Below are 25,466 nucleotides of genomic sequence, written 5' to 3'. Positions count from 1 at the left end.
GCCGACGGGTCATGCTGATCGAGTAGCGAGCAGCGCGCGTATCGAGATCCCATGGCGCGAACGTGGAGCGAGTCGGTCGAGTTCCCGCAGATGGACGCGCATGGGCGGTGCCTGCTGGTCGAGTAGTGCGCGGAGCGGGCGTGTCGCGCACAGGGGGCACGGGCGGGCTGCGGGCGGATCCGTGCCTGTCGGGTGGCGATGGTGGATGCCGGGGGCGACGGGGGAAGGGTCAGACGGCGGTGACGACGTCGATGAGGTGGGGGGCGAAAGGGGCGTCGAGGGCGAGGACGATGCGGGTGCGGGCGTCGGAGGGGTGGACGCCGCGGTAGATGCCGCGGAGGTCGGCGACGGTCTGGCCGCGGCCGGGGCCGTGGGTGGCGTCGACAGTGACGTGGACGCGCGGGGCGGAGGTGAGGGCGACGGCGTCGACGGCGATCGCGGCGGCCATGGGGTCGTGCATGGCAGCGGTGCGCTCGCCGAAGTGGCCGACGTAGAAGTCGAAGTAGAAGTCGAGCGCCTGCCCGATGGCCTGCGCGAGGGGATCGGGCGACGCGAGCAGGACGGCGCGGTCCTCCTCCGTCAGCAGGTGCCGCATGGTCACGTCCAGGGGCACGAGCGTGAGATCCCAGTCGGCCGCGACGACCTCGGCGGCGGCCGCAGGGTCGTGCCAGATGTTGGCCTCCGCCACGGCGGTCACGTTGCCGGGGACCAGCGCGGCTCCGCCCATCACGGTCACCGAGTGGACGAGGGACGCGATCTCCGGGTGCGCACGGAGGGCGAGCGCGAGATTCGTCAGCGGGCCGATCGCGACCAGCCGCAGCTCGCCCTCGTGCTCACGAGCGAGACGGAGGAGGAGGTCGGCCGGATCCTCGTCGACCGGCTCGCCGCCCTCGGGCAGCGCGACCCCGCCGATGCCGTCGTCGCCGTGCACGTGCGGAGATCCGCCGGCGTAGTCCTCCTCGAGGAAGTGGTGCGCCCCCACGGCGACCGGCACGTCGTCGCGGCCTGCCAGCGCGAGCAGGCCGAGGCTGTTGACGGCGGCCCGGCGGGCGTCGGTGTTGCCGCTGACCGTGCTGATCCCGACGAGGCGGGCTCGGGGCGAGCGGAGGAGGTACGCCAGGGCGAGGGAGTCGTCGATGCCGGTGTCGCAGTCGAGGAAGACGGGGACGGTCGATGCGCTCACGGTGCTCCGATGCTCGAGGGTGGGGGACGCGTCGGGCACCGGCGGCCGACGCTCCCATTCTGCCGCTCCTCGGACGCGGCGCCCGCCGCCGACGCTCAGAGCAGCGCGTAGGAGTCGCGGAGCCGCGCCCGCCACCAGGCGAGCCGCTCCGGCGACACGGCGTGACGGGAGAGGAGCTCCTCCGAGACCTCCACGCGGCCGACGGGGATGCTGCCGTCGACCGGCCGCAGCGGCCGCTCCGTGACGTCCGCGGCGAGGAGGGACGCGGTGCCGAGTCCGCAGTCGAAGGGCAGCTCGGGGAGCGCCGCGGCCAGGGCGGCGCCCATGGCGAGTCCGACCGAGCTGTCGATCGCGCTCGAGACCACCGCCGGCAGCCCCGCCTCGGCGACGAGGGCCAGCGCCCGGCGCGTCCCCCCGAGCGGCTGGGCCTTCACGACCAGCAGGTCCGCGGCTCCGGCCCGGGCGACGGCGAGTGGATCGGCGGCCTTGCGGACGCTCTCGTCGGCGGCGATCGGGATGCCCATGTACTTCACCCGGTAGCGCAGCTCCGCCAGCTCGTCGACGCTCGCGCACGGCTGCTCGACGTACTCGAGGTCGGACTCCGCGAGGGCGTGGACGGCGTGCTCGGCCTCGTCGAGGTTCCAGCCGCCGTTCGCGTCCACGCGGATCCGGCCCTCCGGACCGAGCAGGCGGCGGACCTCGACGACCCGGGCCACGTCGTCGGCCAGCGTCTGGCCGCGCTCGGCGACCTTCACCTTCGCCGTGCGGCAGCCGTGGTAGCTCGCGAGCACGGCGGCGACCTCGTGCGGTGCGACGGCCGGGATGGTCGCGTTCACCGGGATGCGGTCGCGCAGCGGTGCCGGCTGCTCGCTCCAGCCGTAGTCGATCGCCGCCCGGAGCCACGCCGCCGACTCCTCTGCGCCGTACTCGAGGAAGGGCGAGAACTCGGTCCAGCCCTCGGGGCCGCGCACGAGCGCGATCTCGCGGTGGTCCACACCGCGGAAGCGGGTGCGCAGCGGCAGAGCGACGACGCGGAGTCCCGCGTCGATCTCGCCGAGGGAGGGGAGCGGGGAGGCGGGCACGACGTCGTCCATCCGGCCATTGTCCACCGGCCGGGGCGGGACGGCGGCCACCCGCGCACAGGAGGTCGGCGACGCGCGCGCAAGCCCCCGGGGTCCCTCCTCCGAGCGCCCGCCGAGGTGCCAGACTGACGAGGCTGCCGTTGGAGTCCGGAGGAGTGCGATGAGCCAGATGCCGATGAGCCCGCCGCCCGCGCCCGCCCCGGGCCCGACGCAGGGCTCCGTCCCCTCCCACCGCCCGCTCGGCAGGGGCGCCTGGATCGCGCTGGGCACGAGCCTCCTCGTGGGCGTCGTCTACACCGGCGTGCTCGGCACGCTCGTCGCCGTCGGAGTGGGCGGCGCGCTCGACTCCGCCGCCGGCAGCGCGTCGACGAGCGCTCCGTCCGAGCCGTTCGGCGACCCGACGGACGACCCGTTCGGCAGCGGGGACCCGTCCGATCCGCTCTACGACTACCCCGGCTACCAGGACGGCGACGCCGCGACGATCCTCGGCCAGCCGTCCGCGGAGGACGTGCGCGCGAGTGCCGAGAAGGCCGTCGCGGCCGTCGAGGGCGCCGTCCCCGAGGAGTGGACCTCGGCCGACGACGAGTACTACGAGCAGTCGCAGAACGCCTACGGCGGGCCCTCCCTCCTGTACGACTACATCTCGGCGACCGAGTACGCCGCCGCCGACGTCTCGACCGACGCCGACAGGCAGGCGGCGGTCGACCGCTTCACCGCAGCGCTGGCGCCCCTCGGCTTCGACGACGTCGAGGTGGCCGACACCCCCGAGGAGTGGTCGGAGGCGGGCTACGAGCTCGACGGCGACCTCTCGGACGAGGAGGCCTCGGCCGCGCTCTGGATCGTCACCGCGCGCTCCTCCGCCGACCTCGTGCCCGCGATCGAGCTGGGCCTCGTGGACCTCGACGCCGATCCGACCGGCCTGGTCGCCGACATGCTCGACGGAGTCGGCCTCTCGCCGGACCCGCAGGGCGCGTTCCTCGCCGGGTACGCGAACGGGGTCCTCCAGGACGAGGACCGCGGCGAGTTCACCGACCGCCTCGAGGAGTACGGCGGAGTCGCCACGACCTGACCGGGCGCTACAAGCAAGCCCGTCCGCCCGCAAGCCCGAATCGGGGCACCGCCCGCGCCCTACGGTGAGGGGATGGCTGCACCCCGCTCGACCAGGCCCCTGCGCGACTACGCCGCGATCGGAGACGGTCGCACGGTCGCCCTGATCGCGAAGGACGGCAGCGTCGACTGGATGCCCGTCCCGGACCTCGGCTCCACCCCCGCCTTCGCCGCCCTGATCGACGCCGAGTCCGGCGGCTGCGTCGAGCTCGCCCCCGAGGAGCCCGCCGAGGTCTCGCGCGCCTACATCCGCGACACGAACGTCCTCGAGACCACCTTCACCACCGAGTCGGGCACCGTCCGCGTGACGGACGCGCTCGTCACCGGGATCGCGGGCCGCCTCCCGTGGGCCGAGCTCGCGCGCCGCGTGGACGGTGTCGACGGCGAGGTGCGGATGCGGTGGGCCGTGCGTCCCGGAACGGGACTCGGCCGGTTCTCCCCGTGGATCCAGAACGCCGACGGCCGCTCGCTCATCCGCGCCGGAGACATCACCATCGGCGTCACCGGGCAGGAGCACGGGCCCGACGGCGACGACGCGCCCTCCGGCGCCGGCGACGAGCTGACGGGCTCCTTCGTCGTGACCGCGGGGAAGGACGCCGTGCGGCACGTCCTGGTCGTGTCGGCCACGCACGACGAGCCGCTGCACTTCCCGGTCGCGAAGAACGTCGACCGCGGCATCGACCGCACCATCCGCAGCTGGCAGGACTGGTCGGAGGAGTTCTCCTACGACGGCCCGTGGTCCGAGGCCGTCCAGCGCAGCGCCCTCGCGCTCAAGCTGCTGATCTACTCGCCCACAGGAGCCATCGCCGCGGCCGCGACCACGTCGCTCCCGGAGTCGCCCAACGGCGGCAAGAACTGGGACTACCGCTTCGCCTGGGTGCGCGACGCCGCGTACACGATGCACGCGCTGGTGCGATTCGGCCTGCGCGAGGAGACGCACGCCGCGCTGTCCTGGCTCCTCCGCACGATCAAGGAGCACGGGCCGGACCTGCACATCTTCTACGGACTCGACGGCTCCATGCCGACCGTCCTCGAGGAGTTCGACGTCCCGGGCTACGCCGGCATCGGCCCGGTCGTCGCCGGCAACGCAGCGCAGAGCCAGCTGCAGCTGGGCGTCTTCGGCGACCTCTTCGACATCTGCCGCATCTACGTCGACGAGGGCAACGTCCTCGACATCCAGACCGGTCGGCTCCTCGCCCGCGTCGCCGACACCACCTGCGACCTGTGGCGGAACCGCGATGCGGGCATGTGGGAGCTGGAGGAGGAGCAGCACTACACCTCCTCGAAGATGGGCTGCTGGCAGGCGCTCGACGCGGCCGTGCACCTGGCGGAGCTCGGCCAGGTCGCGGGCAGCCCCGACCGCTGGCGCTTCGAGCGCGACCGCATCCGGGAGTGGATCGAGGAGCACTGCTGGTCCGAGGAGCTCGGCTCCTACGTGATGTACCCGGGCAGCGAGGAGCTGGACGCCTCGGTGCTCCTGCACGCGCCCAGCGGCTACGAGCGCGGCGAGCGGATGATCTCCACCATCGACGCCCTGGTGAAGGAGCTCGGCCGCGGTGCGCTGCTGTTCCGCTACTCCGGCATGGAGGGCGAGGAGCACCCGTTCGTGGCCTGCTCGTTCTGGCTCGCGTCCGCCCTGGCCTGCGTCGGTCGGCACGACGAGTCGGTCGCCCTGATGGACGAGCTCGTCGCCACGGTCCCGAACGACGTCGGGATCATGTCCGAGATGATCGCGGTCGACGACCTGGCCTTCTGGGGCAACCTGCCGCAGGGGCTCAGCCACCTCGCGCTGATCAACGCGGCCATCACCATCGAGGAGCTGGCGCCGGAGAAGGTCGGCCGCGCGTAACCCCGCCGACGGCGTCCGCGCAACCCGTTGAGGGCCGGCTCCGAGGGGCGTAGACCGGTACCACCCCCTCGCAACGCACCCACAAGGAGCACCTCAGCATGGATCTCGGCATCAGCGGCCGCATCGCCCTCGTCACCGGAGGCGACTCCGGCATCGGCCTGGCCACGGCGCAGCTCCTCCTCGCCGAGGGCGCGACCGTCGTGATCACCGACAAGGAACAGGCGGAGCTGGACCGGGCCGCGGCCGGGCTCGACGCTCCGGAGGGCCGCCTGCACGCCTTCGCCGCCGACGTCACCAGCACGGAGCAGCTCGCCGAGCTGCACCGCCGGGTGGCCGGAGCGGTCGGCGCGATCGACATCCTCGTGCAGTGCGCCGGAGTCACAGGGGCGCAGGGCCTCTTCCACGAGATCGACGACGAGGGCTGGACCAGCACCCTCGAGGTCGATCTGCTCGGGCCTGTGCGGCTCGTGCGCGAGTTCCTCCCCGACCTCCGCACCGGAGGCTGGGGCCGGCTCGTGCTCACCGCCTCCGAGGACGCCGTGCAGCCCTACGACGACGAACTGCCCTACTGCGCCGCGAAGGCGGGCGTCCTCGCCTTCGCCAAGGGCCTCTCGCGCTCCTACGCGCAGGAGGGCCTCCTCGTGAACACGGTCTCGCCCGCGTTCATCCGCACTCCGATGACCGACGCGATGATGTCGAAGCGCGCCGAGCAGAGGGGCACCTCGGTCGACGAGGCGATCTCGTCCTTCCTCGACGAGGAGCGGCCGTACATGGAGCTGAAGCGCCGGGGCGAGGCCGAGGAGGTCGCAGCCGTGATCGCCTTCCTCTGCTCCGACCGCGCCTCGTTCGTGAACGGCTCGAACTACCGCGTCGACTCCGGATCCGTCGCCACGATCTGATCCCCGCAACCACGGGCCCCGCCCAGCGCGCGCACCCCGCGCGTGCGGGCGCCGTCCAGCCGAAGAAGCCAGACTCGGGGCGGGACACCGCACCCGGCACTGCAAGAGAAAGGAACGGTCCATGACCACCACCCTCGAACGCCACGTCGAAGCCCCCGCGGGCTCCGGTGCCAAGACCAGCCGCCGTCAGAACGCCGAGAAGGGCTTCAAGGCCTCCAAGGAGCTGCTCGACAGCCTCCAGATCGTCCTCGTCGACCTGATCGAGCTCCACGTCCAGGGCAAGCAGGCCCACTGGAACGTCGTCGGCAAGAACTTCCGGGACCTCCACCTGCAGCTCGACGAGATCATCGAGGCCGCGCGCGAGTTCAGCGACGACATCGCCGAGCGCATGCGCGCCCTCCACGGGATCCCGGACGGCCGCAGCGACACCGTCGCCGCGACCACCACCCTCCCCGAGTACCCGCACGGCGAGATCGACACGGCCGAGACCGTCGACCTGGTCACGATCCGCCTCGAGAACACCGCCGCCACCATGCGCGAGGTCCACGACCAGGTGGACGAGGAGGACCCGACCAGCGCGGACCTCCTCCACGCGATCATCCAGAGCCTCGAGCAGTACGCCTGGATGGTGTCGGCCGAGAACCGCACCACCTCCGCCGCCAAGTAGGAGCGAGCACCGGCAAGGGGACTCCGCGTCAGCGGGGTCCCCTTCCGTCCGCCCGGGCGGTGTCGAGTCGCCGTGCAGCCCGGATCAGTAGGGTCGTGGCATGAGCACGCAGGTCTCCGAACTGTTCGACGCGCACCGCTGGGCGGCCGTCGACGGCTTCGACGCACTCGAGGACATCACCTACCACCACGACCGCTCCGGCCGCATCGCGCGGGTCGCGTTCGACCGGCCCGAGGTCCGCAACGCGTTCCGGCCGCGCACGGTCGACGAGCTGTTCCGCGCCCTCGAGGACGCCCGGACGAACCCGCGCATCGGCGTCGTCATCCTCACCGGCAACGGCCCGAGCCCGCGCGACGGAGGCTGGGCGTTCTGCTCGGGGGGAGACCAGCGGATCCGCGGCCGCGACGGCTACCGGTACTCCGACGGCGAGACCGCCGAGGGCATCGACTCCGCGCGGAACGGCCGCCTGCACATCCTCGAGGTGCAGCGCCTCATCCGCTTCATGCCGAAGGTCGTCATCGCGGCCGTCCCCGGCTGGGCCGCAGGAGGCGGGCACTCGCTGCACGTGGTCTGCGACCTCACCCTCGCCTCCGCTGAGCACGGGCGCTTCAAGCAGACGGACGCCGACGTCGGCTCCTTCGACGCGGGCTACGGCTCGGCGTACTTCGCCCGCCAGATCGGGCAGAAGGCCGCACGCGAGGTGTTCTTCCTCGCGCGGGAGTACTCCGCGCAGCGCGCCTACGAGATGGGCGCCGTGAACGCGGTCGTCCCGCACGCCGAGCTCGAGACGACCGCGGTGGAGTGGGCCGAGACGATCCTCACCAAGTCGCCCACGGCCATCCGGATGCTGAAGTACGCGTTCAACGCCGTGGACGACGGCCTCGTGGGCCAGCAGCTCTTCGCGGGCGAGACCACGCGCCTCGCCTACGGCACCGACGAGGCCGTCGAGGGACGCGACTCCTTCCTCGAGAAGCGCGAGCCCGACTGGTCGCCGTTCCCGTGGCAGTTCTGAGCCGGAGGGCACGCAGGTGACCCGCCCGCTCGCCGGTGTCGACGCGACGGTCGAGGCCGTCCTCCTCGCTCTGCGCGCGGCCCTGGACGGCAGCGGCCCGGCGATCCGCGTCTCCGCCCCCGGCGCCGCGACCGCCTCCGATGGCGCCGTCGTGCCCCAGCGCGTCGCCGTCGTCGTCGAGACCTCGGGCTCGTCGGGGCCGCCCAAGCGGGTCGCGCTCTCGACAGCGGCCCTGCTCACCAGCGCCTCCGCGACCCTCGCCGAGCTGGGCGGGCCGGGACGCTGGCTGCTCTGCCTGCCGACGCACTACGTCGCGGGACTGCAGGTGCTCGTCCGCTCGCTGACGGCGGAGGCCGACCCGGTCGTCCTCCCGGCCGGCGGCTTCGACGCGGCGGCCTTCCTTGCTCTCGCTCGGACGATGCCGGCAAGGGAGCGGCGGTACTCCTCGCTGGTCCCCGTGCAGCTTGCGAGGCTGCTGGATCTCGCCGAGCGCGATCCGGCCGCGGCCGAGGCGCTCCGCTCGTTCGACGCGCTCCTGATCGGCGGCCAGGCGACGCCGCAGCCGCTGCGGGACCGCGCCGCCGCCCTCGGTGCGCGCATCCGCCTGACCTACGGATCGAGCGAGACGTCCGGCGGCTGCGTCTACGACGGCGTCCCGCTCCACGACGTGCGGATGCGCGTCGAGAACGGGCAGGTGCTGCTCGGCGGCCCGACCCTCGCGGAGGGCTACCTCGACGCCGACGGCGCGATCGACCACGAGCGCAGCGCCGCCGCCTTCCTCGAGATCGACGGGGAGCGCTGGTACCGCACGGGCGACGCGGGCTCGATCGTCGACGGGCGCCTCCGGGTGACCGGTCGGCTCGACCGCGTGATCGTGTCGGGCGGGGAGAAGGTCTCGCTCGACTCCGTCGAGGCCGTGCTCCGCGAGGGGACCGTCCCCGACGCGGTCGTCGTGCGGCGAGCGGACGAGCAGTGGGGCGAGGTCCCGGTCGTCGTGACGGCGGAGGAGGCTCCCGCGCTCACCGACCTGCGCGCCCTGATCGCCGACCGCCTCGGGCGCGCCGCCGCTCCCGCGGCCGTGCTGCCGGTCGGCCGCATCCCCCTCCTCGCCTCCGGGAAGCCCGACCGCCGCGCCCTCGAGGTGCTCGCCGAGCAGGCCTGACCGGCTCCGAGCGTCGACGGGCCGGTGGGTAGGATTCCCTCCGTGTCGAGTACGAGTCGCAAGAAGAAGTCCTCCAGCGGCCGCCCCGGGGGCAGCCCGCGAGCGGTCGTCGTGAAGCCCGCCGGTCCCCGCGAGTGGATCGCCGGCGCCCGCCTCCGCACCCTCCCGCTGGCCGTCGCCCCCGTGCTCATCGGCACCGGAGCGACCCAGGTCGTCGACGAGGGCTGGCACTGGGTGCGCGCCCTGCTCTGCCTGGCCGTCTCGCTCGCCCTGCAGATCGCCGTCAACTACGCCAACGACTACTCCGACGGCGTGCGCGGCACCGACGCCAACCGCGTCGGACCCTCGCGGCTGACCGGCTCCGGAGCGGCGAAGCCCCGCCAGGTGCTCACCGTCGCCCTGGTCTTCTTCGGGATCGCGGCCGTCGCCGGCCTCGTGCTCACCGCCCTCTCGGGGCAGTGGTGGTTCCTGATCGTCGGCGCGGCGGCGATCGCGGCCGGCTGGTTCTACACCGGCGGACGCCGCCCCTACGGCTACCTCGGGCTCGGCGAGCTCTTCGTCTTCGTGTTCTTCGGCCTGGTCGCCACCGTCGGCACCACGTTCGTGCAGATCGGCCGCACCAACCAGGAGTCGTGGCTCGGGGCTGTGGCGGCGGGCCTGTTCGCCTGCGCCGTGCTCATGGTCAACAACATCCGCGACATCCCGACCGACCGCCTCTCGGGCAAGCGGACCCTCGCGGTCCTCGCGGGACCGGCCGTGTCCCGGGCGATCTACACGGGCTTCGTGCTGATCCCGTTCGGCATCGCGGTGATCCTCGCGCTGTTCTACCCGCTGGCGTGGCTGACGCTCTTCGTGCTTCTGATGATCCTGCCGGCCATCCTGATCACCCTGACGGCGAAGACGGCGAAGGAGCTCATCCTGGCGCTGCAGCTGACCAGCCTGGGCGGGCTCGCCTACGCGGTCATCCTCGGGGCGGCGCTGGCGTTCTAGAGCGGCGGCTCGCACGAGGCGGGCTCGGGTGGGCCGGATTCGGGTGATATCGGCTGTTGCGTGCCGGGCCTGGTGCGAGCGGGGTCAGCGCGTCCGAGGGGAGCCCTCGCCGGCGGGATCGCCCGGCTCAGCGGTCGTCGCGGGTCGCGTCGACCGCGGCGTCCTCGACGTCGTCGTCGGTCGGAGCGCGCGGGACGTCCTTGCGGCGCTCGTAGATCGCCTCCGCGATGCGCTCGCGGGGCTTCCTCAGCAGGATGTACGAGAGGGACAGGCTCGCGATCGCGGCGACGAAGCCCGCGGTGACCGCGGCCGTCAGCTCCGAGTCGACGAAGGTGCGCGCCGGCAGGTACACCAGCACGAAGACGCCGGCGAACATCGCCAGGCGCAGGAGCGAGTAGACGACGACCGCGCGGCTCAGTTTCACCGGGACAGTGTACGTCGGCCCCTGCACGCGCTTCCGTGAGCACCGTGGGAGCCTCCTGTCCAGCGTCCGTGCAGACCCTCCCCGACGGGGGTGCCGGACGTAGACTCGTGTCCATGATCCGCCTCGTCATCGGCCTGCTCGTGGCCCTCGCCGTCTTCACGGTCTACACCGTGATCGACATCGCGATGAGCAACCGTCACGCCGTGCGGGCGATCCCGAAGTGGTCCTGGCTCCTGGTGGTGCTGATCCTCCCGGTCATCGGTGCGGGACTGTGGTTCTGGATCGGCCGCCCCCGCAAGCAGCGCGCCGCCGGCCGCCGCTACACCGCTCCGGACGACGACCCCGACTTCCTCGGCACCCTCCGCACCGAGCGCGACCCCGAGGAGGAGCGCCTGCAGGCCGAGCGCATCGCCCAGCTCGAGCGCGACCTCGCCGACATGGACGAGCAGGGCGAGGCCGACGGCCCCGGCCGCCGGGATGCCTGAGCACCGGCCGGTCGCCCCCTCCACCCGATTCGCGGTCGACCTCCTCACCCGCTTCGTCGCGCTCGGCGTCCGCGACGTCGTCGTCGCTCCGGGCTCCCGCTCGCAGGCGCTCGCCCTGGTGGCGGCCGAGCTCGAGACCCGCGGCGACATCCGGCTGCACGTGCGGATCGACGAGCGCTCCGCGGGGTTCCTGGCGCTGGGCCTCGCCCTCGAATCCGGGATGCCGGCGCTCGTGATCACGACCTCCGGCACGGCGACCGCGAACCTGCACCCGGCCGTGCTCGAGGCGGACGCCTCGGACGTGCCGATGATCGTGCTGACCGCCGACCGGCCCGACGAGCTGCGCGGCATCCGCTCGAACCAGACGGCCGAGCAGCGCGAGCTGTACGGGCGTGCCGTGCGGCTGTTCGAGGACGTCGCTGCTCCGGACGACGCCTCCCGGCACGAGGACGCGCGGGCGCTCGCCGATCGTGCCGTCACCGCGGCGCGCCGCGGGCCGGTCCACCTGAACCTCTCCTTCCGCGACCCGCTCTCCTCCGCTCTGCCCGACATGGAGGGGATCGAACCGGTCTCGTCGCCCGCTGTCGGATCCGGGATCCCGCGTGCCGTCGTGACCGCCGGTCCTGGTGAGCCGCTCACGGTCGTCATCGCCGGGGACAAGGCGGGCGCCGAGGCCGAGGAGATCGCTCGCGCCGGCGACTGGCCGCTCCTGGCCGAGGTCTCCTCCGGCGCACGCTTCGGACCGCAGCTCGTCGTCGCCTGGCGGCGCCTGCTCGGCGAGCCCGACTTCGGCGGACGCATCCGCCGGGCGATCGTGCTCGGACACCCGACGCTCTCCCGCGAGGTCCCCGAGCTGCTGCGGCGCGAGGACGTCGAGGTGATCGTCGTGGACGCCGTGCGCGAGCAGTTCTACAACCCCGGCCGGCGCGCCCGCCGCGTCGGAGGCGTCGACGTGGTCCGCCCCGAGGGGTCGCCGCGTCCCGAGCGCGGCGAGCGCGCCTGGGCCGGATCCTGGGTGTCCGCGAGCCGCGCCCTGACGGTCGACCCCGACGAGCTGGACGAGGTCCCCGACGCCGGGTCGATGTCGGTCGAGGACCGCCGCGGCTACGCGCGCAACGCCCTCGCCGCGATCAGGGCACCGCTCACCCGCGACTTCGTCGTCGCCGCGGTCTGGAAGGTCACCTGGCCGCACGACCGGCTGCTGTTCGGAGCGTCACGGCTGATCCGCGTCGCCGACGGGACCCTGCCGGGCAAGCGGATATCCGTCCTGGCGAACCGCGGCCTCGCCGGCATCGACGGCACGATCTCGACGGCTCTCGGGATCGCGGTGGCTTCGCAGGCGACCGAGCAGGGAGCCGGCGGAGTCACCCGGGCGGTCCTCGGCGATCTCACTCTGCTCCACGAGGCCGGCGGCCTCCTCCTCCCGCCCGGAGAGCGACGCCCGCGCGTGCAGCTCGTCGTCGTGAACGACGGGGGCGGCACGATCTTCGACGGACTCGAGGTCGCGTCGAGCTCGCATCCCGATGCGTTCGACCGCGTGCAGTTCACCCCGCAGAACGCCGATCTGGAGGCTCTCGCGCGTGCCTACGGGTGGGGCCACCGTCGTGCGGCGACGCGCGGCGAGCTGGAGCAGGCGCTGACCTCGCCGGGTGACGGGCCGGGCATCGTGGAGATCCGGCTCGAGCGCTGAGTCCGCGCGGGTCCGGTCGGACGGTCCTCCACAGGTCGTCGTCGGACGCTGTTCTCCCGGGGACGCCTCGTTCGAGCTCCGCAGCTCGTCAGCTGCTGCTTCGCTGGAGGAATGGCTGATGCGGAGACCGTGCGAGGAGAGGTCCTCGCCCTCGGCGACCGGGCGGCGGCGCTCGCGAGGAGCGCCTCCCCGGTGCTCCTGTCCGCGGCGGAGGCGCTGCACGCGGGACACTGCGCGGCGATGACCTGTCCCGACGCGTTCGCCCGAGGCTCCTCGGCGGACAGCAAGGATGCGACGGACCTCGTCGAACGGTCGATCCGAGCGGAGTTCGCCGTCGCCCTCGGGGTCTCCGAGCGCACCGCCGCCAGAGAGCTGCTGCACGCCTCGCTCCTGATGGAGGAGCTGCCGCGGACCCGCTCCGCGCTCGCCGACGCCAGGATGCGCTGGGAGGCCGGCCAGCTCATCTGCTCCGTCGCGGCGACCCTCCCGGCAGCGGCGCGCGCGGCCTACGACGACCGGGCCGTCGACCTCGCGGAGACGCTGACCCCGGGGCAGCTGCGACACGCCCTCGCGCGGGTGCGGGAGGAGCTGCACGACGAGCCCCTCGCCGAGCGGCACGCTCGCGCCCGTGGGGACCGCCGGGTGTGGATGACAGCCGGGATCGACGGCATGGCGACGGTTTGCGCGCACGTCCCCGCGCCCGAGGCCGTCGGAGCGCTCGCCCGGCTCGACCGCATCGCGAGGGATCTCCGGGACGGCGCCGAAGGGGACCGCGATCTGCGGACGCTGGCGCAGCTCCGCGCCGACGCGTGGGCCGACCTGCTCTGCCACGGGGACGTGGCGGGGACCACTCCGGAGGGAGCCGCGGCGCCCTCGACCGGGCTGCGGGCCGAGGTGAGAGTCACCGTGGCGGCGAGCACCGCCGCAGGTGACGACGAGGCGGCCGCCGAGCTCGACGCCTACGGGCCGATCCCCGCCGAGGCGGTGCGAGCGCTCATCGACGACGACGCCGCCTTCACTCCCGTGCTGACCGACGAGGAGACCGGCGCGGTCGTCTCCGTCGGGCGCCGCCACCGCCTCCCGCCGCCGAGGATGAGGCTGCTGGTCCGCCTCCGCGACCAGACCTGCCGCTTCCCGGGCTGCACCCGGCCGGCGTCCTCGACGGAGACCGACCACAGCGTCGAATGGCGGAACGGGGGAGAGACGACTCCCGACAACCTCGCCTCCCTGTGCGTCGCCCACCACCACGTGCGCCACGGCGACCGCTGGACGTATCTGCTCCATCCGGACGGCACAGCGGACTGGACCACACCGACCGGCCGTCGCGTGACGACCCGGCCGCCGGCACTGCCCGGGCGTCCGCCGGTGGGTGCAGGACGACGGCCGGGTGCTCCCCGGCTCGACGGGGACCCGGCGGGGTAGCCGACGGCTTCAGCGACTCCCGACGTGCGTCATGCCAGCGCGTCGGTGATCGGGCGGAACTTCATGCGGGTCTCGGCGAGCTCGGACTCGGGAACGCTGTCGGCCACGATGCCGGCGCCCGCCCAGGCCGTGACCGCGCCCTCGGCCGTGACCTCGGCGCTGCGGAGTCCGACGGCCCACTCGCCGTCGCCGTTGCCGTCGATCCAGCCGACGGGTCCTGCGTACCGACCGCGGTCGAAGGGCTCCAGGTGCTCGATGAGCGCAAGGGCGTCGGCGGTCGGAGTGCCGGCCACTGCCGCGGTCGGGTGAAGAGCATCGACGAGATCGAGCGCGCTGGAGGAGTCGCCCAGAATTCCTCGCACGTCCGTCGCGAGGTGCCAGAGATTCGGCAGGCGGAGCGTGAACGGGGCGGCGCCCGCCGTCAGCTCCCGTGTGTGGGGCTCGAGTTCCCGGACCAGACTGGCGAGAGCGAAAGCATGCTCCGAGCGGTCCTTCGGACTCTCGAGCAGAGCGGCCTCCACGTCCGCGTCGGCGAGGGGATCCTCGCCTCGTGCGGCCGTGCCGGCCAACACCCTCGCCGAGATCTCGCCCCGATCGACCGCGACCAGCGTCTCCGGACTGGCGCCGAGGAATCCGTCCACGGCGAAGCCCCAGCAGTCCGGGTACCGCTCGGTGAGCGCACCCAGCATCCGACGCAGGTCCGCCCCCGGCGGGAGCCGCCCCTGCAGATCGCGCGCGATCACGACCTTGGACAGCTCACCCGCCCGGATCGTCTCCACCGCGGCAGCGACCGCCGCGCGGTACCCGTCCGGCGGCAGCGCACCCGGCGAGAGCGGCACGTGGTACTCCGCCCCCAGCGGCTCCTCGCTCGGCGTATACGGTCTCTCCGCCTCGCCGATCGTGATCCGCGTCAGAAATGACCGGCCGTCGCGCGTCCCGATCACGGTGCGCGGCACGATCAGCACGCTCGTCGCCTCGGATCGGCTCGAGAAAGCGAAGGTCCCGAACGCGACCAGCCCCGTCCCGGGCAGTCCGACCCGGTCCTCCACCGTCGCCGCGTCGCAGAGCCGACGCCAGGTTGCCGCCGCCTCCCGCAGCCGTTCCGGGCCCGAGAACTCGAGGCGCAGGGCCTCGCCGCGTCCGCTGAGGCCGGCGCCGTCGCGCTGCCAGAGGAGGGGCCGCCTCGGGTCGGAGTGGGAGAGGAGCGACTGCGGAGAGTCCAGTGGAGTCGTCTCCGCACGCAGCAGGGGGGTTCCAGCGCCGATGAGCGTCACCTCAGCAGGGTACGCCCGCGCCAGAAGGTGGGACGTCCCATGCCGCGGGGCTCGGGGCGCAGGGCTCCGTTGCTACCGTGATCCGGTCCGGGGCCGCCGCGCGAGGCGGAGCGGGGCGGTCCCGGCGCTTCCCCAGGGGGGAGCGCGCCGACCGGGCGCGGGACGGCGGATGCACAGCCGCCGTCCCGCGTCTCGCCGTAGACTTGCGGATCGTGACGAAGGCAGACCTCACCAAACGGCCCGACGAGGTCGCCTCGATGTTCGACACCGTGGCTCCCGCCTACGACCTGGTGAACGGACTCCTCTCGGTGGGGAACGACCGGCTCTGGCGGATCGCGACGACTCGCGCCGTCAACCCTGCTCCCGGTGAGCGCATCCTCGACATCGCGGCCGGCACCGGCACGTCGAGCGCGTCGCTGGCGCGGTCGGGCGCCCAGGTCGTCGCAGCCGACTTCTCCCCGGGGATGATCGCCGTCGGCCGTCGCCGTCAGGCGGGCAACGACCGGATCGAGTTCGTCCAGGCCGACGCGATGGATCTCCCGTTCGAGGACGAGTCGTTCGACGCCGTGACCATCTCGTTCGGTCTGCGCAACGTGGCCGAGCCGAGGACGGCGCTCGCCGAGTTCCTGCGTGTGCTGAAGCCCGGCGGCCGGGTCGTGATCTGCGAGTTCTCGACTCCGCCGATCGCTCCGCTGGCCGCCGCGTACGACTTCTACCTGTCGAGGGTCATGCCCGCCGTCGTGCGCCTCGCGTCGTCGAACAATCCTGCGTACGACTATCTCGGCGATTCCATCCGGGCCTGGCCGGAGCAGAGCGTCGTCGCCGCCTGGCTCCGCGCGGCGGGCTTCGAGCGTGTGGCCTACCGCGATCTGACCGCGGGCATCGTGGCGCTGCACCGCGGCGTCAAGCCGATCGCGGCGACCCGATGACGACCGGGGTCCGCACAGGCCGAGACGTTAGGGTTTCCCTGTGAACGCCACTGCGCCCGTCGCCCGTCGCAGCCCGTCTCTGACGGCGCAGCTCGGCCTCTCCGAGCGCATCTTCTCCTCCTCGTCGGACCGCGCTCTCGCCCGCACGATCGACGCGGGTCTGGAGCAGGTCGAGGAGGGTCTCGTCCGGCAGCTGTCCTTCGCGGACGCCGTGGCCGACGTCTCCACCCGGTACCTCCTCGAGGCGGGCGGCAAGCGCGTGCGCCCGATGCTCACCCTCCTGGCCGCGTCGCTGGGCCGCGGCAACACGCCGCAGGTCCTGCTCGGTGCGCAGGCGATCGAGATCACGCATCTCGCATCGCTCTACCACGACGACGTCATGGACGAGGCGGAGAAGCGCCGCGGCGTCCCGTCGGCGCAGACCGTGTGGGGCAACAACGTGGCCATCCTGACGGGCGATCTGCTCTTCGCCCGCGCGAACCAGCTGATGGTCGAGCTCGGCGACAAGGCGATCCGGCTCCAGGCCGACACGTTCGAGCGGCTCGTCCTCGGGCAGCTGCACGAGACGGTCGGCCCGACCGACGGCGAGGACCCGGTCGAGCACTACCTGTCCGTCCTGGCCGACAAGACCGGGTCCCTGATCGCCGCGGCGGGCCGCACGGGAGTCGCGTTCTCGGAGGCTCCGGAGGAGTACGAGGAGGCCATGCGCGTCTTCGGCGAGAAGATCGGCGTCGCCTTCCAGATCGTCGACGACGTCATCGACCTCTCTCCCCAGCCGGAGGAGACCGGCAAGAACCCCGGCACGGACATCCGCGCCGGCGTGTCGACGCTGCCGATCCTGCGCCTGCGCGAGCGCGCCTCCTCGGACAGGGACGCCGCGGCTCTCCTCGCCCGCATCGAGAGCTATGTGAGCCGCTCGAACGACGCCATCGCGCACACGGAGGAGCAGAGCGCCGACATCTCGGACGCCATCGCTCAGCTGCGCGATCACGACGTCACCGCGCAGACCCTCGCCGAGGCCCACCGGTGGGCCGACGAGGCCGTCGCCGCCCTCGCTCCGCTGCCCGACGGCTCCGTCCGCAAGGCGCTGACGCGCTTCGCCGACACCGTCGTCGAGCGCAACGGCTGACCCCGATCGTCGCGGCGCGCCCTGCGCCGCAGGAATGAGACCGGTTGTGCGCTGCGGCGCCCCGGCAGGAGGAACGCAATGACCAAGCTCAGGCTGGCCATCGTCGGCGCGGGTCCCGCGGGCATCTACGCCGCCGACCTCATGATCAAGGCCGAGAAGAAGTACGACGTCTCGATCGATCTGTTCGAGCACCTGCCCGCGCCCTACGGCCTGGTCCGCTACGGCGTGGCGCCCGATCACCCGCGCATCAAGGGGATCATCACCGCGCTGCGGGAGGTGCTCGACCGGGGCGACATCCGCATCTTCGGCAACGTGCACTTCGGGACCGACATCACGCTCGAGGATCTCAAGCGGCACTACCACGCCGTGATCTTCGCGACCGGCGCCGTCCGGGACGCTCCGCTCGACGTCCCGGGTGTCGAGCTCGAGGGCTCCTACGGTGCGGCCGACTTCGTCAGCTGGTTCGACGGCCACCCCGACGTGTCGCGCACCTGGCCGCTGGAGGCGTCCTCCGTCGCTGTCATCGGCAACGGCAACGTCGCGCTCGACGTCTCGCGGATGCTGGCGAAGCACGCCGAGGACCTCCTGCCCACCGAGGTCCCGCCGAACGTCTACGAGGGGCTGAAGGCGTCTCCTGTCACCGACGTGCACGTCTTCGGGCGCCGCGGTCCCGCTCAGGTGAAGTTCACGCCGCTGGAGCTGCGCGAGCTGGGCGAGCTGCGCGACGTCGACATGATCGTCGCCGACGAGGACTTCGACCTCGATCCCGCTTCGGAGGCCGCCATCGCGACCAACAAGCAGGTCATGGTCATCAACCGGGTGCTCAACCAGTGGCGCACCCGTGAGGTCGGGAGCGCCTCGCGTCGTCTCCACCTGCACTTCTGGGCGAAGCCGCTCGAGTTCGTGGACGACGGATCCGGTCGGGTAGGCGCGATCCGGTACGAGCGCACCGAGCCGGACGGCGAGGGCGGCGTGCGCGGCACGGGTGAGATCCGCGAGGTCCCGGTCCAGGCCGTGTACCGCGCGGTCGGCTACTTCGGCTCGCCGCTCGACGGCCTCCCGTTCGACGAGATGCGCGGCGTGATCCCGAACCGCGAGGGCCAGGTCCTGGACGACGAGGACCAGCAGGTCCACGGCGTGTACGCGACCGGCTGGATCAAGCGCGGACCGGTGGGCCTCATCGGGCACACCAAGTCCGACGCCATGGAGACCGTCGCGCACGTGCTCAACGACCAGGCGTCCTGGTGGACGCCCGAGCACCCCGAGGAGGCGGCCGTGGTCGCCCTGCTCGAGGAGCGGGAGATCGCCTACACGGATCTCGACGGCTGGCACCGGCTGGACGAGCACGAGATGGCGCTCGGCGAGCCCGAGGGCCGTGCGCGCGTGAAGGTCGTTCCTCGCGAGGACATGATCGCGATCTCGCGGGCGGAGCCGGTCGCGCTCTGACGCGTGCTCTCCGAACGGCCCTCCGGTGCACTCCGGGGGGCCGTTCGTCGTTCCGGCGCGGACGCCGCGCACCTCCTCTAGGATTCGGGCACCGCTCTGGACGGAGACAGCATGACCACGGCCTCGCCCCACGACGTCATCCGGGTGCGCGGTGCGCGCCAGAACAACCTCCGGGGGATCGACGTCGACATCCCGAAGCGGAGGATCACCGTGTTCACCGGGGTCTCGGGCTCCGGCAAGTCGTCGCTCGTCTTCGGCACCATCGCGGCCGAGTCCCAGCGCCTCATCAACGAGACCTACTCCGCCTTCGTGCAGCAGTTCATGGGGTCGCCGGCCCGCCCGGACGTGGAGTCGCTCGACGGACTGTCGGCCACGATCGTCGTCGACCAGGAGCGGATGGGGTCGAACGGCCGGTCCACGGTCGGCACGGCGACCGACGCGTACACGATGCTGCGGATCCTCTTCAGCCGGATCGGCGATCCGCACGCGGGCACGAGCGGTGCGTTCTCCTTCAACCTGCCGGAGGGGATGTGCCCGCGGTGCGAGGGGACGGGCCGGGTGTCGAGCATCGACCTCGACGCGCTGATCGAGCGCTCGAAGTCGCTCGAGGGCGGCGCGCTCGACGCGATCCCCAACTTCGTCGTCGGCGGCTGGTACTGGAAGGGCCTCGCCGAGTCGGGCCTCTATCCGGCCGATGTGCCGATCGCCGACTTCACGCCCGAGCAGATGGACGCGTTCCTCCACCGTCCGGCCACGAAGATGGCCATCGCCGGGATGACGATGACCTACGAGGGCCTCCTGGTGAAGGTCACCCGCCTCTACCTGGCGAAGGAGGCGGCGCAGCCGCACATCCGCGCCTTCGCCGAGCGGGTGGCCACCTTCGCCGCCTGTCCCGAGTGCGGAGGCGGCCGGCTCACCCGCGCGGCACTGGAGTCGCGCATCGGGGGCCGGAACATCGCCGAGTGCGCCGCGCTGCAGGCGACCGACCTCGCCGCGTGGCTCCGCGGGCTGCAGGCGCCGTCCGTCGCTCCTATCGTCGAGACCCTCCTCGGGACGCTCGACGCCCTCGTCCAGGTCGGGCTGGGCTACCTGTCGCTCGATCGGGAGTCGGGCACCCTCTCGGGCGGTGAGGCGCAGCGGGTCAAGATGGTGCGGCATCTGGGATCGAGCCTCACGGACGTCACGTACGTCTTCGACGAGCCGACGGCGGGTCTGCATCCGCACGACGTCTCGCGGATGATCGAGCTGCTGCGCCGCCTGCGGGACAAGGGCAACACCGTCCTGGTAGTCGAGCACAAGCCGGAGATCATCGAGATCGCCGATCACGTGGTCGACCTCGGTCCGAGGGCCGGTGCGCACGGCGGCGAGCTGCGGTTCGAGGGGACGGTGGCGCAGCTGCGCACGTCCGACACCCTGACGGGCCGTCATCTCGGTCACCGCGTCCCGCTGAAGGAGGCCGTGCGCCGTCCGACCGGGGCGGTGGAGATCCGCGGGGCCTCCACGCACAACCTCCGCGGCGTCGACGTGGACGTCCCGCTGGGCGTGCTGACCGTCGTCACCGGAGTCGCAGGGTCGGGGAAGTCGTCGCTCCTGCACGGCTCGCTCGCGGGTCGGCCCGGCGTGGTGGTGGCCGACCAGTCGCCGATCCGCGGCTCGCGGCGCAGCAATCCGGCGACCTACACCGGGGTCCTCGACGCGATCCGGGCGGCCTTCGCGAAGGCGAACGGTGTGAGACCGGCGCTCTTCAGCGCGAACTCGGCAGGCGCCTGCCCCGTCTGCAAGGGGGCCGGGATGATCTTCACCGAGCTGGGCCCCGCCGCGACGGTCTCGTCGGTCTGCGAGGAGTGCGACGGCAAGCGGTTCACCGCTGAGGTGCTCGAGTACCGCCTCCGCGGGAGGAACATCCACGAGGTGCTCTCGATGCCGATCGTCGACGCCGCGGAGTTCTTCGCGAGCGGACCGGCGCACACGGTGCTCGCCCGTCTCGTCGACGTCGGTCTCGGCTACCTCACGCTCGGACAGCCGCTGAACACGCTGTCCGGGGGCGAGCGTCAGCGCCTCAAGCTCGCGATCAACATGGCCTCGTCCGGATCCGTCTACCTGCTCGACGAGCCGACCACGGGCCTGCACCTCGCGGACGTCGACACGCTGCTCGGACTGCTCGACCGGCTGGTCGACTCCGGGAACTCGGTCGTGGTGATCGAGCACCACCGCGCCCTGATGGCGCACGCGGACTGGATCATCGACGTGGGGCCCGGAGCCGGGCACGACGGAGGGACGATCGTCTTCGAGGGGACTCCGGTCGGGCTCGCGGCGGCGGACACGCTGACCGGACGCGCCCTCGCCGAGTACGCGCGCTGACGCGTCCGCAGCCGCGACGCTCGCGCGTCAGCGCGAGAACGGGCCGGACAGGGCCGCCCACTGCAGGAGCATGATCGTCTTCGCGTCGACGATCTGCACGCCGATCTGGGTCAGTGCCTCGTCGAACGAGAGCTCGAGGACCTCGATGTCCTCGCCCTCGTCGGCGAGTCCCGCGAACGCCCCGCTGCGGGTCCCCGCGCGGTAGCGCCCGGCGTAGAAGTGCAGCTTCTCGGTGACCGAGCCGGGGCTCATGAACGCGTCGAACACGTGCTCGAGCCGGCCGACCTCGAGTCCGGTCTCCTCGGACGCCTCGCGGCGGGCGCCCTCCTCGGGCCCGTCCTCGTCCAGGAGACCGGCGGGCACTTCGAGGAGCATCCCGTCGAGGTCGCCGTTCACGTACGCGGGGTAGCGGAACTGCCGGATCAGGACGACGGTGCGCGCGTCGGCGTCGTAGAGCAGGACCGCCGCGCCGTTACCCCGGTCGTAGGTCTCGCGCTGCTCGCTCGTCCAGCGGCCGTCGCGGTGCCGGTAGTCGAAGCGGGTGGTGCGGAGGACGTACCAGTCGCTCGAGAGGAGGGTGACCTCCTTAACGACCACGTCGGGGTTCCCGACGAGGTCGAGCCCGTCACTGTCGAGTCCGGTGCGGCCCCGCCGGTCGGGCTCGTCGATTCCGGCGGTCACGCGCGTGCTCCCGTGTGCGTCATTCCTCAGCGGAAGTTGACGAACTGGAGGTCGAGGTCGAGGTCGGCCCCGCGCAGGAGCGCCATGGTCGCCTGGAGGTCGTCGCGGCTCTTCGAGGAGACGCGGAGCTCGTCGCCCTGGATCTGCGACTTGACCGACTTCGGCGCCTCGTCGCGGATGAGCTTGTTGATCTTCTTCGCGTGCTCCTGGTCGATGCCCTCCTTGAGGGTGGCCTCGATCCGGTACTCCTTGCCGGACGCGAAGGGCTCGCCCGCGTCGAGGCTCTTGAGGCTGATGCCGCGCTTGATCAGCTTCGACTGGAAGACGTCGAGGATGGCGTTCGCCCGCTCCTCGGTGTTGGCCTTGATCAGGATCTTCTCGCCGCTCCAGGCGATCGAGGCGCCGACGTTCTTGAAGTCGTAGCGCTGCTCGACCTCCTTGTGGGCCTGGTTCAGGGCGTTGTCCGCCTCCATCTTGTCGATCTTGCTGACGACGTCGAACGTTGAATCTGCCATGGCTCCGAGTTTAGCTTTCAGGCGTGGCGGAGCCCGGCCCCAGGCGCGGCTGGTACCTCTGAGGGGTGCGCCGCCTCCCCGTTCTCGTCCTCGTCCCGCTCGCCGGCCTCCTCCTGGCCGGCTGCGGCCAGCGGCCGCCCGCGCTGACGGTCGAGGAGGGCCTGTCCACCGTCCCTCCCGCGGCGACCGCTCCCGTCGCGGCCGACCCCGTCGTGCTGGAGGATCCCGAGCAAGCCGCGGCGACGCCGGTGCGACTGCTCGCCGACGAGGCGTGGCTGGGCACGGCGTCCGAGGGGAGCGGCATCCCGCTGCGTGCGCTCACCGCCTACGCGGGCACGGCCCTCCTCACGGCGTCGGTCGACCCCGACTGCCGGTTGGACTGGGCGACCCTGGCCGGCATCGGCTACATCGAGAGCAGGCACGGCACGATCGACGGCGGCGAGCTGGGCGAGGACGGGCGGCCGACGGAGCCGATCTTCGGTCCGCGCCTGGACGGAGCGCGCTTCGACCGGGTCCCCGACAACGACGGCGGGGCTCTGGACGGCGACGCCGAGGTCGACCGGGCGATGGGTCCGCTGCAGATCATCCCCGCGACGTGGATGGCGTGGGCGTCGAGCGGATGGGATCCGCAGAACGTGGACCAGCAGGCGGTGACCGCCGCCCGGTACCTCTGCGACGCCGGCGGCGACCTCTCGACGGAGTCGGGATGGCGGGCGGCGATCGCGGCCTACAACCCGGCCGGGAGCTACGCGGGGAAGGTCGCGGAGGCGGCGTCCCGCTACGCGGCGGAGGCGGACTGAGGCCTCGCGGCACCGATTTCCGATCCGCCGGTCGCGTGGGTATCCTTGCTGAGCGCCTCCGGTTGTGAACACGCGGTCGGGTGCGCCACGGCGAGTTACCCTAGCGGCCAAAGGGATCTGACTGTAAATCAGACGGCGTAGCCTTCGGGGGTTCGAATCCCTCACTCGCCACCGAGCAGGAACACCCGGCAGACGCCCCGGCATCACGAGATGCGCGGGGCGTTCCGCATGTCGGGGGATCGCCGTTCCGGCGGAGTGCCTTTCCGGGGGAGCACCGGTCCGGCGGATCGCCGGGCCCGGCGTCTTCGTCCCGTCGCACCCCGCACGCCGTCGGCCCGGCCTCCGCGGTCGCCCGGCCCGCGCTGTCGGCCCGGCCCGCGCCGTCGCCTCAGCCCCGCGCCTCCTGCTCCAGGAACCCCGCGAGGGAGAGCGGCGGCCGTCCGGTCAGCCGCTCGACGTCGCCCGAGACGTGCTCCAGCTGTCCGGCGGCGATCGCGGAGTAGGTGCTGACCCAGGCGTCCAGCTGCCAGTCCGGTGCGTTCCACCGGCGGCGAGATGCGTACGCCTCCTCGAGGGTCTCGTCGACGAACACGGCGGGGCGGCCGGCCGCCGTCAGTGTCGCGGCGACCTCGTCGAGGGTGAGGGCCTCGGGCCCGGTCAGCTCGTAGGCGGCTCCGCGGTACTCGGAGGGGGAGCGGAGGACAGCCGCGGCCGAGCGGGCCACGTCCTCGCGCGCGACGACGGCGGCCCGGCCCGATCCCGCGGGTCCGCGGATCGCGCCGTCCTCGCCGAGCATCGCGGGCAGGAAGTCGAGGTAGAGGTTGTCGCGGAGGAACGTCCAGCCCATGCCGGAGCGGCGGATCGCGTCCTCGGTGGCCGCGTGGTCTCGGGCGAGGGTGAAGACCGCGTCGGGTGCGGCTCCGGCGAAGGAGGTGTAGACGACGTGCTCGACACCCGCGGCGGCGGCTGCGTCGACGAATGCGAGGTGCTCGGCGCGGCGCTCCTCGTTCTCGGAGGCGGAGACCATCAGGAGGAGGCGCACGCCCTCGAGCGAGTCGCCCGCGTCGGCGAAGGAGGAGCGCACCACCTCGGCCCCGGGGAGCTCGGGCGCGCGGGACGGGTCGCGGACCAGCAGGCGGAGGGCGTGACCGGCGTCGGCGAGCTCGCGCGCGACGCGACCGCCCACGGCTCCGGTGGCTCCCGTGAGGGCGATAGGGGTGCTCATCCCCCCATGATGGGCCCGATCCCTAGGCTGGGGCCATGAGCGACAACGCCCCCCTCCTCGCCATCGCCCGCTCGATCGCCGTCGAGGCGGCGCACCTCGCCCGCCAGCGGCGGCAGGACGGTGTCGAGATCGCCGCGTCGAAGTCGTCCCCGGAGGACGTGGTGACGGCCGCGGACCGGGAGGTCGAGGAGCTGATCCGCCGGCGCCTGGCCGAGGCGCGTCCGGACGACGGCTTCCTCGGCGAGGAGTCGGGGTCGGGGGGCGGCACGAGCGGGCTGACCTGGGTCGTCGATCCGATCGACGGGACCGTCAACTACCTCTACGGCATCCCCTCCTACGCGGTCAGCATCGCTGTGGTGGAGGGGGAGCCGGATCCCGCGACCTGGACCGCGCTCGCCGGCGCGGTCGTGAACGGAGCGACGGGCGAGGTGACCACGGCCAGCCGAGGCGGGGGAGCCGAGCGGGACGGAGTCGTGCTGCAGGTCTCGGCTCCCTCCTCCCTCTCGCTCGCGCTGGTGGGCACCGGCTTCGGCTACGACGCGGGCCGCCGGATGCGTCAGGGCGCCGTGGTGCAGGAGCTCCTGGGCTCGGTCCGCGACATCCGCCGCATCGGCTCGGCGGCGCTCGATCTGTGCTCGGTGGCCACCGGGCAGCTGAACGCGTACTACGAGCGGGGCCTGAACCCGTGGGACCTCGCTGCGGGCGCCCTCATCGCCGAGGAGGCGGGCGCGCGGGTCGCGGGACTCGACGGCGCGCCCTTCGGCTCCGGCCTGCTCATCGCGGCACCGGATCCTCTCTTCGCCGAGCTGGAGGATCTGCTGCGCCGCCTGCGCGCGGACGAGGTGTAACCGCTCTCCCGGGCCGAGCCGACACGGATTCCGTGCGCCGAGAGGCGGATCGGCGCAGGATCCCGCCGGGGCTCGCCGCGCGTGGTGCCCCGATCGCGCCTGTGCGCGGCGACCTCTGGCCGGATCCCGCCGGCGGTGGTTATCCTTTATGAATTCGTGATGTTCGCACAGGCTGCGCTCACGGAGCCGAGCGGTGCCTCTCCCTGGCGGCCCGCTCGTCCCCTGCCCCCGACGGAAGACATCGATTTCGTGAGCCCCGATTCGCCCGCCCCCGCTGCCCCTGCAT

General features: G+C 72.7%; 23 protein-coding genes and 1 tRNA gene. 17 read left to right on the top strand and 7 right to left on the bottom strand.

Annotated features, from left to right (window positions below):
* Positions 1 to 229: 229 nt before the first annotated feature.
* Together C5C49_RS15490 and C5C49_RS15485 are read right to left on the bottom strand one after the other, a co-directional pair.
* Positions 230 to 1,183, bottom strand: a complete 954-nt coding sequence (locus C5C49_RS15490) for a nucleoside hydrolase (RefSeq protein ID WP_104272828.1) — start codon at positions 1,181 to 1,183, stop codon at positions 230 to 232.
* 95 nt (positions 1,184 to 1,278) lie between these two features.
* Positions 1,279 to 2,277 (bottom strand): o-succinylbenzoate synthase, encoded by a 999-nt coding sequence (locus C5C49_RS15485; RefSeq protein ID WP_104254851.1) that lies wholly within the window; start codon positions 2,275 to 2,277, stop codon positions 1,279 to 1,281.
* Between the two features lie 148 nt (positions 2,278 to 2,425).
* Between C5C49_RS15485 and C5C49_RS17145 the strand changes: the two genes are divergently transcribed.
* The 7 genes from C5C49_RS17145 to C5C49_RS15450 all read left to right on the top strand — a co-directional run bounded on the left by C5C49_RS17145 (position 2,426) and on the right by C5C49_RS15450 (position 9,951).
* Positions 2,426 to 3,334 carry a hypothetical protein gene (locus tag C5C49_RS17145; RefSeq protein ID WP_104337800.1) on the top strand — a complete coding sequence of 303 codons (909 nt, stop codon included), beginning with the start codon at positions 2,426 to 2,428 and terminating at the stop codon, positions 3,332 to 3,334.
* Positions 3,335 to 3,406: 72 nt separating this feature from the next.
* Positions 3,407 to 5,221: a glycoside hydrolase family 15 protein gene (locus tag C5C49_RS15475; RefSeq protein WP_104247930.1), complete on the top strand. Its 1,815-nt coding sequence runs from the start codon at positions 3,407 to 3,409 to the stop codon at positions 5,219 to 5,221.
* 98 nt (positions 5,222 to 5,319) lie between these two features.
* Positions 5,320 to 6,120, top strand: coding sequence for an SDR family NAD(P)-dependent oxidoreductase (locus tag C5C49_RS15470; RefSeq protein WP_104346507.1), 801 nt, complete (start codon positions 5,320 to 5,322; stop codon positions 6,118 to 6,120).
* 121 nt (positions 6,121 to 6,241) lie between these two features.
* Positions 6,242 to 6,787: a Dps family protein gene (locus C5C49_RS15465; RefSeq protein WP_104223596.1), complete on the top strand. Its 546-nt coding sequence runs from the start codon at positions 6,242 to 6,244 to the stop codon at positions 6,785 to 6,787.
* Positions 6,788 to 6,887: 100 nt separating this feature from the next.
* On the top strand, positions 6,888 to 7,799 hold the full coding sequence (locus C5C49_RS15460; RefSeq protein WP_068255374.1) for a 1,4-dihydroxy-2-naphthoyl-CoA synthase: 912 nt from the start codon (positions 6,888 to 6,890) through the stop codon (positions 7,797 to 7,799).
* A 16-nt stretch (positions 7,800 to 7,815) separates the two neighbouring features.
* A complete protein-coding gene (locus C5C49_RS15455; RefSeq protein WP_181135788.1) occupies positions 7,816 to 8,961 on the top strand; it encodes an AMP-binding protein in 1,146 nt (381 codons plus the stop codon).
* A gap of 42 nt (positions 8,962 to 9,003) precedes the next feature.
* Positions 9,004 to 9,951: a 1,4-dihydroxy-2-naphthoate polyprenyltransferase gene (locus C5C49_RS15450; protein ID WP_374953116.1), complete on the top strand. Its 948-nt coding sequence runs from the start codon at positions 9,004 to 9,006 to the stop codon at positions 9,949 to 9,951.
* Positions 9,952 to 10,078: 127 nt separating this feature from the next.
* On the opposite strand, the gene C5C49_RS15445 is transcribed toward C5C49_RS15450, so the two are convergent.
* Positions 10,079 to 10,375, bottom strand: a complete 297-nt coding sequence (locus tag C5C49_RS15445) for a DUF4229 domain-containing protein (RefSeq protein ID WP_104239140.1) — start codon at positions 10,373 to 10,375, stop codon at positions 10,079 to 10,081.
* A 113-nt stretch (positions 10,376 to 10,488) separates the two neighbouring features.
* Here C5C49_RS15445 and C5C49_RS15440 point away from each other — a divergent pair, with 113 nt between their 5' ends.
* The 3 genes from C5C49_RS15440 to C5C49_RS15430 all read left to right on the top strand — a co-directional run bounded on the left by C5C49_RS15440 (position 10,489) and on the right by C5C49_RS15430 (position 13,972).
* Positions 10,489 to 10,860 carry a PLD nuclease N-terminal domain-containing protein gene (locus C5C49_RS15440; protein WP_104346506.1) on the top strand — a complete coding sequence of 124 codons (372 nt, stop codon included), beginning with the start codon at positions 10,489 to 10,491 and terminating at the stop codon, positions 10,858 to 10,860.
* Entirely contained in the window at positions 10,853 to 12,550 is a 1,698-nt protein-coding gene (gene menD, locus C5C49_RS15435) for a 2-succinyl-5-enolpyruvyl-6-hydroxy-3-cyclohexene-1-carboxylic-acid synthase (protein WP_104346505.1), read from the top strand. Before C5C49_RS15440 ends, menD begins: the two co-directional genes overlap by 8 nt.
* Positions 12,551 to 12,661: 111 nt before the next feature.
* Complete coding sequence (locus C5C49_RS15430; protein WP_104346504.1) at positions 12,662 to 13,972, top strand: HNH endonuclease signature motif containing protein; 1,311 nt, start codon at positions 12,662 to 12,664, stop codon at positions 13,970 to 13,972.
* Positions 13,973 to 14,001: 29 nt separating this feature from the next.
* Here the strand turns inward: C5C49_RS15430 and C5C49_RS15425 are convergent, their stop codons facing one another.
* Positions 14,002 to 15,246: an isochorismate synthase MenF gene (locus C5C49_RS15425; protein ID WP_374953853.1), complete on the bottom strand. Its 1,245-nt coding sequence runs from the start codon at positions 15,244 to 15,246 to the stop codon at positions 14,002 to 14,004.
* 212 nt (positions 15,247 to 15,458) lie between these two features.
* On the opposite strand from C5C49_RS15425, the gene ubiE reads away from it, so the two are divergent.
* The 4 genes from ubiE to C5C49_RS15405 all read left to right on the top strand — a co-directional run bounded on the left by ubiE (position 15,459) and on the right by C5C49_RS15405 (position 21,111).
* On the top strand, positions 15,459 to 16,175 hold the full coding sequence (ubiE, locus tag C5C49_RS15420; RefSeq protein ID WP_104326264.1) for a bifunctional demethylmenaquinone methyltransferase/2-methoxy-6-polyprenyl-1,4-benzoquinol methylase UbiE: 717 nt from the start codon (positions 15,459 to 15,461) through the stop codon (positions 16,173 to 16,175).
* Between the two features lie 40 nt (positions 16,176 to 16,215).
* Positions 16,216 to 17,304 carry a polyprenyl synthetase family protein gene (locus C5C49_RS15415; RefSeq protein WP_104233415.1) on the top strand — a complete coding sequence of 363 codons (1,089 nt, stop codon included), beginning with the start codon at positions 16,216 to 16,218 and terminating at the stop codon, positions 17,302 to 17,304.
* A 78-nt stretch (positions 17,305 to 17,382) separates the two neighbouring features.
* A complete protein-coding gene (locus C5C49_RS15410; protein ID WP_104223603.1) occupies positions 17,383 to 18,750 on the top strand; it encodes an FAD-dependent oxidoreductase in 1,368 nt (455 codons plus the stop codon).
* A 111-nt stretch (positions 18,751 to 18,861) separates the two neighbouring features.
* Positions 18,862 to 21,111 carry an excinuclease ABC subunit UvrA gene (locus C5C49_RS15405; RefSeq protein WP_104346503.1) on the top strand — a complete coding sequence of 750 codons (2,250 nt, stop codon included), beginning with the start codon at positions 18,862 to 18,864 and terminating at the stop codon, positions 21,109 to 21,111.
* Positions 21,112 to 21,138: 27 nt separating this feature from the next.
* On the opposite strand, the gene C5C49_RS15400 is transcribed toward C5C49_RS15405, so the two are convergent.
* On the bottom strand, positions 21,139 to 21,792 hold the full coding sequence (locus C5C49_RS15400) for an NUDIX domain-containing protein (protein ID WP_104346502.1): 654 nt from the start codon (positions 21,790 to 21,792) through the stop codon (positions 21,139 to 21,141).
* Between the two features lie 26 nt (positions 21,793 to 21,818).
* Positions 21,819 to 22,307 carry a YajQ family cyclic di-GMP-binding protein gene (locus C5C49_RS15395; RefSeq protein WP_104346501.1) on the bottom strand — a complete coding sequence of 163 codons (489 nt, stop codon included), beginning with the start codon at positions 22,305 to 22,307 and terminating at the stop codon, positions 21,819 to 21,821.
* 65 nt (positions 22,308 to 22,372) lie between these two features.
* Between C5C49_RS15395 and C5C49_RS15390 the strand changes: the two genes are divergently transcribed.
* Together C5C49_RS15390 and C5C49_RS15385 are read left to right on the top strand one after the other, a co-directional pair.
* Complete coding sequence (locus tag C5C49_RS15390) at positions 22,373 to 23,107, top strand: hypothetical protein (protein ID WP_104346500.1); 735 nt, start codon at positions 22,373 to 22,375, stop codon at positions 23,105 to 23,107.
* Positions 23,108 to 23,196: 89 nt separating this feature from the next.
* Positions 23,197 to 23,278 (top strand) — tRNA-Tyr (locus C5C49_RS15385).
* A gap of 217 nt (positions 23,279 to 23,495) precedes the next feature.
* Here C5C49_RS15385 and C5C49_RS15380 read toward each other — a convergent pair.
* Entirely contained in the window at positions 23,496 to 24,332 is an 837-nt protein-coding gene (locus tag C5C49_RS15380; RefSeq protein ID WP_104346499.1) for an SDR family oxidoreductase, read from the bottom strand.
* 35 nt (positions 24,333 to 24,367) lie between these two features.
* Here C5C49_RS15380 and C5C49_RS15375 point away from each other — a divergent pair, with 35 nt between their 5' ends.
* Positions 24,368 to 25,180, top strand: a complete 813-nt coding sequence (locus C5C49_RS15375; RefSeq protein ID WP_104247938.1) for an inositol monophosphatase family protein — start codon at positions 24,368 to 24,370, stop codon at positions 25,178 to 25,180.
* Positions 25,181 to 25,466 lie beyond the last annotated feature (286 nt).

The sequence above is a fragment of the Rathayibacter sp. AY1E2 genome, from assembly GCF_002932325.1.
In the GTDB taxonomy this organism is placed as follows: Bacteria; Actinomycetota; Actinomycetes; order Actinomycetales; family Microbacteriaceae; genus Rathayibacter.
This window is presented reverse-complemented; position numbering and strand designations above follow the sequence as displayed.